The sequence below is a fragment of the Flavobacterium gawalongense genome, from assembly GCF_007097265.1.
In the GTDB taxonomy this organism is placed as follows: Bacteria; Bacteroidota; Bacteroidia; order Flavobacteriales; family Flavobacteriaceae; genus Flavobacterium; species Flavobacterium gawalongense.
The window spans coordinates 156,541-166,301 of sequence record NZ_VJZP01000002.1; the positions used below are offsets into that span (position 1 = coordinate 156,541).

Annotated in this window: 11 protein-coding genes and 1 tRNA gene; 9 read left to right on the forward strand and 3 right to left on the reverse strand. The window is 33.7% G+C overall.

Features of this window, described 5'->3' with window-relative positions:
- Positions 1–28 precede the first annotated feature (28 nt).
- The 3 genes from FNW38_RS02350 to FNW38_RS02360 all read left to right on the forward strand — a co-directional run bounded on the left by FNW38_RS02350 (position 29) and on the right by FNW38_RS02360 (position 2,892).
- Positions 29–985, forward strand: coding sequence for a geranylgeranylglycerol-phosphate geranylgeranyltransferase (locus FNW38_RS02350; RefSeq protein WP_143386913.1), 957 nt, complete (start codon positions 29–31; stop codon positions 983–985).
- 550 nt (positions 986–1,535) lie between these two features.
- Positions 1,536–2,444 carry a pseudouridine synthase gene (locus tag FNW38_RS02355; RefSeq protein WP_143387860.1) on the forward strand — a complete coding sequence of 303 codons (909 nt, stop codon included), beginning with the start codon at positions 1,536–1,538 and terminating at the stop codon, positions 2,442–2,444.
- A gap of 85 nt (positions 2,445–2,529) precedes the next feature.
- Complete coding sequence (locus tag FNW38_RS02360) at positions 2,530–2,892, forward strand: nuclear transport factor 2 family protein (RefSeq protein ID WP_143387861.1); 363 nt, start codon at positions 2,530–2,532, stop codon at positions 2,890–2,892.
- 152 nt (positions 2,893–3,044) lie between these two features.
- On the opposite strand, the gene FNW38_RS02365 is transcribed toward FNW38_RS02360, so the two are convergent.
- Positions 3,045–3,126: transfer RNA gene (locus FNW38_RS02365), tRNA-Leu, on the reverse strand.
- A gap of 108 nt (positions 3,127–3,234) precedes the next feature.
- Here FNW38_RS02365 and FNW38_RS02370 point away from each other — a divergent pair.
- From FNW38_RS02370 to FNW38_RS02385, 4 genes are all read left to right on the forward strand, one after another.
- Entirely contained in the window at positions 3,235–4,623 is a 1,389-nt protein-coding gene (locus tag FNW38_RS02370) for a dipeptidase (protein WP_144064934.1), read from the forward strand.
- A gap of 380 nt (positions 4,624–5,003) precedes the next feature.
- Positions 5,004–5,417: a toxin-antitoxin system YwqK family antitoxin gene (locus FNW38_RS02375; RefSeq protein ID WP_144064935.1), complete on the forward strand. Its 414-nt coding sequence runs from the start codon at positions 5,004–5,006 to the stop codon at positions 5,415–5,417.
- Between the two features lie 7 nt (positions 5,418–5,424).
- The gene (locus FNW38_RS02380; RefSeq protein ID WP_143387864.1) at positions 5,425–5,796 is read left to right on the forward strand and encodes a BlaI/MecI/CopY family transcriptional regulator; all 372 of its coding nucleotides are present in this window, start codon (positions 5,425–5,427) and stop codon (positions 5,794–5,796) included.
- Positions 5,793–6,992: a M56 family metallopeptidase gene (locus FNW38_RS02385; RefSeq protein ID WP_144064936.1), complete on the forward strand. Its 1,200-nt coding sequence runs from the start codon at positions 5,793–5,795 to the stop codon at positions 6,990–6,992. The genes FNW38_RS02380 and FNW38_RS02385 overlap by 4 nt, the downstream gene beginning before the upstream one ends.
- 130 nt (positions 6,993–7,122) lie before the next feature.
- Here the strand turns inward: FNW38_RS02385 and FNW38_RS02390 are convergent, their stop codons facing one another.
- Positions 7,123–7,596 (reverse strand): RES family NAD+ phosphorylase, encoded by a 474-nt coding sequence (locus tag FNW38_RS02390; protein WP_143387865.1) that lies wholly within the window; start codon positions 7,594–7,596, stop codon positions 7,123–7,125.
- Complete coding sequence (locus FNW38_RS02395; RefSeq protein WP_143387866.1) at positions 7,596–8,096, reverse strand: antitoxin Xre/MbcA/ParS toxin-binding domain-containing protein; 501 nt, start codon at positions 8,094–8,096, stop codon at positions 7,596–7,598. Before FNW38_RS02395 ends, FNW38_RS02390 begins: the two co-directional genes overlap by 1 nt.
- Before the next feature lie 390 nt (positions 8,097–8,486).
- On the opposite strand from FNW38_RS02395, the gene FNW38_RS17690 reads away from it, so the two are divergent.
- Both FNW38_RS17690 and FNW38_RS02405 read left to right on the forward strand, forming a co-directional pair.
- The gene (locus FNW38_RS17690) at positions 8,487–8,801 is read left to right on the forward strand and encodes a COG3415 family protein (RefSeq protein ID WP_235890136.1); all 315 of its coding nucleotides are present in this window, start codon (positions 8,487–8,489) and stop codon (positions 8,799–8,801) included.
- Positions 8,767–9,378 (forward strand): IS630 family transposase, encoded by a 612-nt coding sequence (locus tag FNW38_RS02405; protein ID WP_143387867.1) that lies wholly within the window; start codon positions 8,767–8,769, stop codon positions 9,376–9,378. Before FNW38_RS17690 ends, FNW38_RS02405 begins: the two co-directional genes overlap by 35 nt.
- The last annotated feature ends 383 nt before the right edge of the window (positions 9,379–9,761 follow it).

Sequence of the window (9,761 nt, forward strand, 5' to 3'; positions counted from 1 at the left end):
CTTAAACTTTAAACCTTAAACTCCCATAATGTTAAGCAGGCAGCACAAACTTCTTATAATGAAAATTGCAAGTTTGTTCTCTGTAGTTAGAGGGTATAACATTCCAATCATTATTTTGGCGCAATACCTTTCGGCGATATTTATTCTGGCACCCGAAAAAAGAGCATTGGATATCCTACTGGATTTCAATTTATTTATACTTGTTTTTGCTTCATCAATTACGATAGCTTCAGGTTATATCATCAATAATTTTTATGACAGTCGAAAAGATTTAATCAATCGCCCCAATAAGTCGATGTTGGACCGATTGGTGAGTCAAAAAACAAAGTTGACTGTGTATTTCTCGCTCAATTTCATTGTGGCTTTAATGGCTATGTTCGTCTCCTGGCGTGTGTTTTTATTCTTTTCAGGGTATATATTTTCCATTTGGTTTTATTCCCATAAAATAAAAAAATATCCAATAATAGGAAACTTGACAGCGGCTTTACTGGCTGTTTTACCTTTTTTTGCGATACTGTTGTATTTCTACAATAAGATTCCATTTGAAGAAATCGAAAATTACAAAAGACAGCTCGGAGTAATCTTTGCGCACGCATCCTTTCTGTTTTTATTGCTGTTGATTCGAGAAATGATCAAAGATTTGGAGAACCTAAAAGGCGATTTAGTTAATAATTACAAAACGATTCCGATTGTTTATGGTGAAGAAATTTCAAAAAAGACCATTACTGTTTTGACAATTCTGACTGTATTGCCAGTTTACGTTTTAATCGAAATTTACGATGTCGGTTATATGGATATCTATTTTTATTCCTGTCTAATAATTTTAATTTTCTTCTTACTTTACTTGTGGAGATCAACTACCAAAGCGCAATTCCTTTTACTCCATAATGTGTTGAAATTCCTTATTGTGGCTGGTGTATTTTGCATTGTGCTTATCAATCCAAGTGTTTTATGGCACGGAAAAAGATTGTTGATGATGGTTTAGATTATTACTTCGTCGGAATTATAAAAAGAGCAAAACAATTTCCTCAAAAATTCCCAAATTTCTCCATTAGCTTAGCCCTGATTATTTCACTTGACTTTTATTTTAATAGGAGTTCAATGAATTTCATTTGCAACAGCATCCTTTTTCTTTTTTCTTTAAAAAATTATATGACTATCCGTAATGCGGACTAAAATCATTTCGAATACAATTTTCGTCGTTTGTACATTTATAAAGCATAAATAGTAGCCCACAGATTGTACAGATTATACCGATTTACACGGATTTTTTTACTTGGTGAATCAAACTGTTATTTAAATCTGTGCAAAATCCGTTCAATCCGTGTTATCTGTGTGCCATATTTTATCCTTTGGAACATATTGCGGACTGTCATAAAAAATAAAAGATTGAAACGATAGCGGGAAATAGCTTCAAAAAACTAAACTAAAAGGTATTAATTAGCTTATTAACGAGACAGTTAGCGTTTTTATAATTGGCAGTTATTGATTGTCAATTATATAAATAGTATATTTGCACAAATTATTGGAATATTATGAATAACAAGGAAGGCAATAATAAGAAAAGTAGTCCAAGAGCGAATAGCTCACGACCAAGTTCGAATAAGCCAAAACCTGCCATGCAGAAGCGCGCTCAAGGGCCGAAAAAAGTTAAAGTAAATACTAAAGTTGCCGATATCGCTACTGATAAAGTAGAGAAAAAACCAAATCAAGCACCAAAGAGACCGAAAGTAAAAGACGAAATTCGTTTGAATAAATACATCGCTAATTCTGGTGCGTGCTCGCGTCGTGATGCTGATATTTATATTCAATCCGGAACCGTGAAAGTAAACGGAATTCCTGTTACCGAAATGGGATACATGGTAAAACCAGGAGATGTAGTGAATTTTGACGGTTCGACTTTGACACCGGAGAAAAAAGTATACATCTTACTAAACAAACCAAAAAACTTTACGACTGCCTTGGACGAAGGTCAGGAGTATCGTAATGTATTGGAATTGGTTAAAGGCTCTACGACTGCAAAAATTGGCGCTGTTGGTAGAATGGATAAAAACACAACTGGATTGCTATTGTTCACGAACGATACGGATATGATTCGTAAGTTTACTTTACCAAGTCAAAAATCATCTAAAATATACCAAGTTTCACTTGATAAAAATTTGAAATTTGAAGATTTAGAAAAAATAAACAAAGGTTTGGTTCTTGATGGTCACCGTGTTTTTGTGGAAGATGTAAGTTACATTGACGGCGAAGCGAAAAGTGAAATCGGCTTGCAATTAAGATCGTCTAACGTAAAAGTGGTTCGCTCTATTTTTGAACACTTCAGTTATGATGTATTGCGAATTGACAGAGTTTCTTTTGCTGGTTTAACCAAAAAGAATTTACCACGAGGCAACTGGAGACTGCTTACAGAACAAGAAATTATCAATTTGAAGAACGTTTAATATTTCTTTGAAATTATAAAAATGAAATCCCTTTCGCATAAAGTGAAATGGGATTTTTTTAATTAAAAATTCAATCCTAATTAGTATGACACCAGAAAAATTACAATCTATTGCTTTTAAATGGTTTGAAACTTTTAATAATAAAGAGTTAGAAAAACTATTGTCTTTGTATGATGAAGATGCAGTGCATTTTAGTCCAAAATTAAAAATTTACAAACCTGACACCAACGGTTTTGTTACCGGTAAGGAGGCATTGCGCGAATGGTGGCAAGATGCTTTTGAGCGTTTACCAAGTTTGAATTACAAAGTTAAATCGCTTACCGCAAATGGGGATCGCGTTTTTATGGAATACACGAGAACGGTAAATGGAGAAGAGGATATGCTGGTTGCTGAAGTATTAGACATCAGAGAAGATAAAATAATTGCTTCCCGAGTGTATCATGGATAAAAGTCAAAATATTGATTTTTTTGCTGGAATATGATTTACCCCGAATGACTTAAAAAAAGTGGATATGGATTCAAAAATCCGTATCCACTTTTTTACAATAATGTCTATCATACAGATATAAAAAAAGCTTCTCGATTGAGAAGCTTTTTTTGTGCGGATAATAGGACTCGAACCTACACGCCTTGCGGCACCAGATCCTAAGTCTGGCATGTCTACCAATTTCACCATATCCGCGTAATTGTGGGTGCAAAGATAAACATAACTTCCAACTTTCAAAGCAATTTATGCAAAAAATATTCATACTCTTTTTTGTACTTTTGAAACTATAAAAAAATGTCCCATATGGAAAATATAAAAGCATACGTTCAGCAACATAAGGATCGGTTTATCAATGAATTAATCGAATTATTAAAAATTCCATCTGTAAGTGCTGATACTGCTTATTGTCAAGATGTTATCGATACCGCCAATGCCGTTAAGGCCAGTTTAGAAAAAGCAGGGTGCGATTTTGTAGAGATTTGTGACACTCCTGGCTATCCAATTGTATACGGTGAAAAAATTATTGACAAATCGCTTCCAACGGTTTTGGTTTATGGTCATTATGATGTGCAACCACCAGATCCAATGGAGTTATGGACTTCTCCCCCATTTGAACCTGTTATCAAAAAAACCGAAATTCATCCTGAAGGTGCCATTTTTGCCCGAGGATCTTGTGATGACAAAGGCCAAATGTACATGCACGTAAAAGCATTGGAATACATGGTGCAATCAAACACTTTACCTTGCAACGTAAAATTTATGATTGAAGGCGAAGAAGAAGTGGGTTCCAAAAGTTTGAGTTGGTTTGTGGAACGCAATCAGGAAAAACTAAAAAACGATGTGATTTTAATTTCTGATACGGGAATGATTTCAAATCAACAACCTTCCATCACGACAGGACTACGTGGATTAAGTTATGTAGAGGTTGAAGTTACAGGACCTAATCGTGATTTGCATTCCGGATTATACGGTGGTGCGGTAGCCAATCCCATTAACGTTTTGGCAAAAATGATTGCTTCGCTCCATGATGATGACAATCACATTACCATTCCAGGCTTTTATGATAAAGTTCAGGAATTATCTCTCGAAGAAAGAGCTGAAATGGCCAAAGTGCCTTTCAACTTAGAAGATTATAAAAAAGCACTGGACTTAACTGATGTTTATGGCGAAAAAGGATATGTAACCAATGAAAGAAATTCGATTCGTCCTACGCTGGATGTCAACGGAATCTGGGGCGGCTACACCGGAGAAGGTGCCAAAACGGTTATTGCGAGCAAGGCTTTCGCCAAAATCTCGATGCGTTTGGTTCCTAACCAGGATTGGTCAGCAATCACAGAGCTTTTCACCAAACATTTCATCAGGATTGCTCCAGCCGGCGTTATCGTAAAAGTAAAACCGCATCATGGCGGACAAGGGTATGTGACACCAATAGACAGTATCGGATACAAAGCCGCAAACATGGCATATACGGAGACTTTTGGTGTTCCGGCAATTCCAGTGCGTTCCGGAGGAAGTATTCCCATTGTAGCCTTATTTGAGAAAGAACTAAAAAGCAAAACGATTTTGATGGGATTTGGTCTGGACAGCGATGCCATTCACTCGCCAAACGAACATTTTGGGATATTCAATTATTTGAAAGGGATTGAAACCATTCCGTTGTTTTATAAATATTTTGTGGAGTTGAGTAAATAAAAACGCTTTGACAAATCGAGCGCGGTTATTGTTATAGTACACAACTGTCAAATCGAGCCCTTCGTCAAAAGCTCAGGACAGGCTATAGCCGAGATTCTTTCCTGAATAAATCTCAACTGCCCTCGATTTGACCTATTAATTTAAACTAAAATCCGTTCCCCAATGAGCGGATTTTTTTTTGGGCGTTCCCCGCCGAAAAAAGCGGGTCAGGCTATTCTCTACAATCTTATTTGTTCTAAAAAAGAACAAATAAGGATTTCCGTTGCTATCCTTAACGCAACATCCTAGTAACCAAAATATTTTATTCAAAAATTTGCATATTAAATTTTTAATTCTACATTCGTAGAACAAACTCTATTTTCGTAGAACAAAACTCTATTATGCGCTATACTATTATTTTAATTGGCACTGTCTTTTTATTTTTTGGTTGCAAAACCAATCAAATAAAAGATAAAAAAAGAGAAGGTCTTTGGATAGAGCTTTATTCACAGGATAGCTCCAACTATAAATCGGTTGGAAAATATCGCAAAGGAGATCCCATAAAAAAATGGAGTTATTACTTGAATGACAAAATCATCAAGAGAGAAAAATACAAGCGCAACCTATGTGTGACTACTTTCTATCATGAAAATGGAAAAATACAATCCAAAGGAAAAACAAAACTAGAAACAAGCGACATGAACATGCATTGGTTTTATTTTGGCGATTGGAATTTCTTTGATGAAGAAGGGAAACTTATAAATATAAAAAAATACAATAACGGAGAATCACTTTCCGAAACAGAAACTAAATAAAACAAAAATGCAATTATCAAATTCAGAAGAACAATTAATGGAACACCTATGGAAACTGGAAAAAGCCTTCATGAAAGACCTCCTTCAAGCCTATCCAAAACCAAAGCCTGCAACCACAACTGTGGCCACTTTATTGAAAAGAATGATTGATAAAAAATTTGTTGCCTACAATGAATTTGGAAACTCACGGGAATATTATCCATTGGTAAAAAAAACCGATTATTTCTCCAAACATGTCAACGGATTGATTAGTAATTTCTTTAACAATTCAGCTTCGCAATTCGCTTCTTTCTTTACTACTGAAACTAATTTATCTGCATCAGAACTGGAAGAACTCAAAAAAATAATAGACAGTGAACTTCAAAAAAAGAAAAAATGATACTTTATATTTTAAAATCCAGTTTACTCCTTTTCATTCTAATTACAGTTTACAAACTCCTTTTAGAAAATGAGAAAATGCACCATTTCAATAGAATTTATTTGCTTGGCAGTTTAATTTTTAGTTTAACTATTCCGTTACAACTTTTTTCATTTAAAACAAAAATATCAGATACGATAACTCACTTTCAACTGAATGAAATTCTACTTCAAAAAACCAGCGAAAATTTAAGTACAATTACAGATAATCAGATGATGAACTACACCGCTGTAACTATTTATTTACTTGTTGCATTACTTCTTATCATCCGATTTGTTTTGAATTTATATTCTTTTTACAAGAAAATTAAAAACAATGAGCAACAAACTCTAAATGGCAATAAAGTGGTATTAATACAAGAACCAGTGGTGCCTCATTCATTTTTGAATTCTATCTTTTTCTATGAACAAGATTTTAAAAACAACAATATCGCTCCTGAACTAATAGTTCATGAAGCGGTACATATCAAACAAAAACACACTTTAGATATTCTTTTCATTGAGGTTTTACAGATTCTGTTTTGGTTTAATCCACTTATACTGCTTTACAAACATGCAATCAAACTAAACCATGAGTTTCTAGCCGATGAAACCGTAAACGCCAAATTTAATTCTGTTTTCTACTATCAAAAAATGCTCTTAAACATTGCGTCAAACCAAAGAAAAATCGCATTAGCAAGTTCCATTAACTATTTAATTACCAAAAAACGTTTAATTATGATGACAAAAAAAGAATCTAAAACGAGAATTATATTAAAAACGGTAGGCGTAGGTGTTATTTTTAGTCTGCTATTATTTTCTTTTAGCCCAGAAACTATGGCACAAGAGTCTCCAAATATAATTTCAAGTGAAGGCAAGATTATTACTGAAATCTCACAACCTGAATTTCCTGGCGGAATGTTAGCATTCTACAAATTTGTAGGTTCCAATTTTAAAACCCCATCAGGATTAAAAGGAAACGGAAAAGTATATATAACATTTATGATAGAAAAAGATGGAAGTCTTTCGGAATTTGAGATTCTTCGCGATATGGGATTTGGAACAGGAGAAGAAGCAATTCGAGTTTTAAAATTAAGTCCGAAATGGATTCCAGGTAAAGAGAATAAAGAACCTGTTAGAGTAAAATATAGCTTACCAATAACAATCCAAGCAAAGTAATCTTCTTTCTAAAAAATAATACCCAATCGCTCGTATTTACAGCCAATCGTTAGCGCGGTCGGAATCAGTTCAATACAGGTTTCATTGTCGTGCTGCGCACCCAATGAAACCTTAGCTATTAGCGGTAGTTTTATTTTTTATTTTTTAATCTTGAGTCGAAGATCATTTTTGTAGTGCTTAGAACTTTAATTTTTGATGCCTCTTGATGATTTGGATTTATCAAATAATTGAATTCTTGTGGCACAATACTACTTGGGACTTTTAGAATTGCTGCTTCATTATAATTCACAAAGTCGTCACCAATGGTTTGAGTTGTTAAAGTTGGTGGTTTAAAATCCCAATCTTCCGGTAAATCTTCCAAATTCACCTCTTGGATAGTAATTTCATCTGGAAATTCAATTTCAACGTAATATCTATCATCGGGTAAATCTTCACTGATATCTAAATGAACAGAAACCTCAAGTATTGCTAGTGCTCTGCTTTCTGCAGTATAGACTATTTTTGTGTTGATACTGTTCCAACGATAACCTTCAGACATTGACGCTCCTATTCCCATTAAAGTAGTTTCTAAGTACTTTTCTCTTTCAATCCTAAATACTATCATTACGCTAAATTTCCGAACTCTAATCGATTTAAACTAAATTTAACTTCATTAATTCCCGTAATAGTATCAAGCATACTTTCTGGTGAATTTCCACCAATCGATAAATTAGATTTCTTTAACCAACGTTGAAATTTTTCTTCTTCATTATTAAAGACTTCCAAACCGTAATCAATTAATTCATTAATTAAAATTACTAATTCACTATCTCTGCTATCCAATAATAAATGTTCGCTTTTCTTTTTGTTGTAAGTAGTTTGAGGAATTCCAACAATTGCTAAAACAGATTTTACAGGATTATTAAGTCTTCTACTAATTACTTCAATTGAATCATATGGAATGCCTGCTCTTATAACACCAACGCGTTCAAGTTTATTACTCCAATTATATTCTTTACCATCAGAATTTAAAGTAGATTTTCTAATGGTTATCCCTTTCCCAGACGCATTTTGAATACTTCTTTTCGTGTCGAAAGGTTTTGTTCTCTGTGTTATCTTTCCCATAGCGCAACTTATTTACTGTAAAGATAAAGCATTTTTGTTGTTGTAACGTAAAATTTTTTAAAAATCACCTGATCGCTCGTATTTACATCCAATCGTTAGCGCAGTTTTGCAAACTGTGCCCATTCCAATTAGCAACTAAAATAAATGTAATAAAATCGCCTCTAATACCATTTTGTCTTTGAATTTACTGTTATAATTTGTAAATTTGGCATATGCCAAAAAAGATAAAAATAGAGATAACTGAAAGCTTAGAATTTCTGAGCAATGAGCACATCAAAGCAAAAGGGGAACTTAAAAAAGACCGCTTAAAAGTTTTGATTTATATTTAAGGAGGGAAAATATCATTTCCAAAGTGATATAGCTAAAAAATTAGGTAGGACTGAGAAAACCGTGCGAGAATGGATACAGGAATATAGTCAGTCTGGACTTTCATCTCTTCTTAAAGTAAGTAGCGGAGGTAATAATACCAGAACAATTTCGGATAAAGCTTTAGAACTTATCGCTAAAAAAATCCTAGACGTAGAGACAACTATAACGTCTTATCTTGAACTTCAGTTAATTATAGAGGAAGAGTTAGGTGAGAAAATAGCATATGGAGCTTTATACTCTCATTGTAAACGTAAATATAAGTCTAAACTAAAAGTGGCTAGGAAATCACATCACAAAAAGGATGAAAAAGCTGAGGAGCTTTTTAAAAAACCTTAGATTTTCCTTAAAACAAATTAGATTAGGTCTAAATAAAAACAGCGTCACTTCTGTTAATCTGTACTTTCAAGATGAAAGCCGTTTTGGTCTAATAACTAAGCAGAAACGAGTAGTTTCTGCAAGAGGTATAAAACCAATTGGGAAATATATGCACAGCTACAAATACAAGTGGCTATGGGGAAGTTTTTCTCCTATTACAGGAGAAAGTTTTTGTATGACAACAACAGGTGTTTGTAAAGAATTGTTCATTAAATATTTGGAAGACTTTAGTAAGCATAAGCCTGAAGAACTTAAAATTATAGTGATAGACAATGCGGGATTTCACTCAACGAAAGATATAATTTTGCCGGAAAACATAGTATTAATGTCGATTCCGCCTTATTGTCCTGAATTGAACCCCGCAGAAAAGGTTTGGCAATGGATGAAAGACAAAATAGCGATGAAGCTGTTTGATACATTGGAAATTCTTGAAAGCAAAATGGATGACCTAATAAATAACCTAGAGGGAGACTTGATAAAATCGATTACAGGGTATGATTTTTATACAAGAGCCTTTTCCAGTGTTTTTAAAGTTTAAATGGTATAATTCATTTTCTAATCCGGCAGAATTACAATTTTGTCTTTTATAGGATTGTTGTGAATAGAATCAATTTTTTGTTTTAAAAACAACAAAAAGCTATGAATTACTCATAGTTTTTTGTGTTACTTGTATTATTTGCTCACTATTATGGGCACAGTTTGCAAAACTGCGCTAACGATTGTGGTATATCAGCGCGGTCCGGGGTTACAATTTTGCCTTTTATTAGGATTGTTGTGAATAGAATCAATTTTTTGTTTTAAAAATAACAAAAAGCCATGAATTACTCATAGTTTTTTGTGTTACTTGTATTATTTGCTCACTATTATGGGCACAGTTTGCAAAACTGCGCTAACGATTGTGGTATATCAGCGCGGTCGGGG

Bases quoted from the DNA above. Each gene is read 5' to 3' on its own strand.
- FNW38_RS02350 (WP_143386913.1), top strand. From the start codon at position 29: ATGTTAAGCAGGCAGCACAAACTTCTTATAATGAAAATTGCAAGTTTG.
- FNW38_RS02355 (WP_143387860.1), top strand. From the start codon at position 1,536: ATGAATAACAAGGAAGGCAATAATAAGAAAAGTAGTCCAAGAGCGAAT.
- FNW38_RS02360 (WP_143387861.1), top strand. From the start codon at position 2,530: ATGACACCAGAAAAATTACAATCTATTGCTTTTAAATGGTTTGAAACT.
- FNW38_RS02370 (WP_144064934.1), top strand. From the start codon at position 3,235: ATGGAAAATATAAAAGCATACGTTCAGCAACATAAGGATCGGTTTATC.
- FNW38_RS02375 (WP_144064935.1), top strand. From the start codon at position 5,004: ATGCGCTATACTATTATTTTAATTGGCACTGTCTTTTTATTTTTTGGT.
- FNW38_RS02380 (WP_143387864.1), top strand. From the start codon at position 5,425: ATGCAATTATCAAATTCAGAAGAACAATTAATGGAACACCTATGGAAA.
- FNW38_RS02385 (WP_144064936.1), top strand. From the start codon at position 5,793: ATGATACTTTATATTTTAAAATCCAGTTTACTCCTTTTCATTCTAATT.
- FNW38_RS02390 (WP_143387865.1), bottom strand. From the start codon at position 7,596: ATGATAGTATTTAGGATTGAAAGAGAAAAGTACTTAGAAACTACTTTA.
- FNW38_RS02395 (WP_143387866.1), bottom strand. From the start codon at position 8,096: ATGGGAAAGATAACACAGAGAACAAAACCTTTCGACACGAAAAGAAGT.
- FNW38_RS02405 (WP_143387867.1), top strand. From the start codon at position 8,767: ATGAAAAAGCTGAGGAGCTTTTTAAAAAACCTTAGATTTTCCTTAAAA.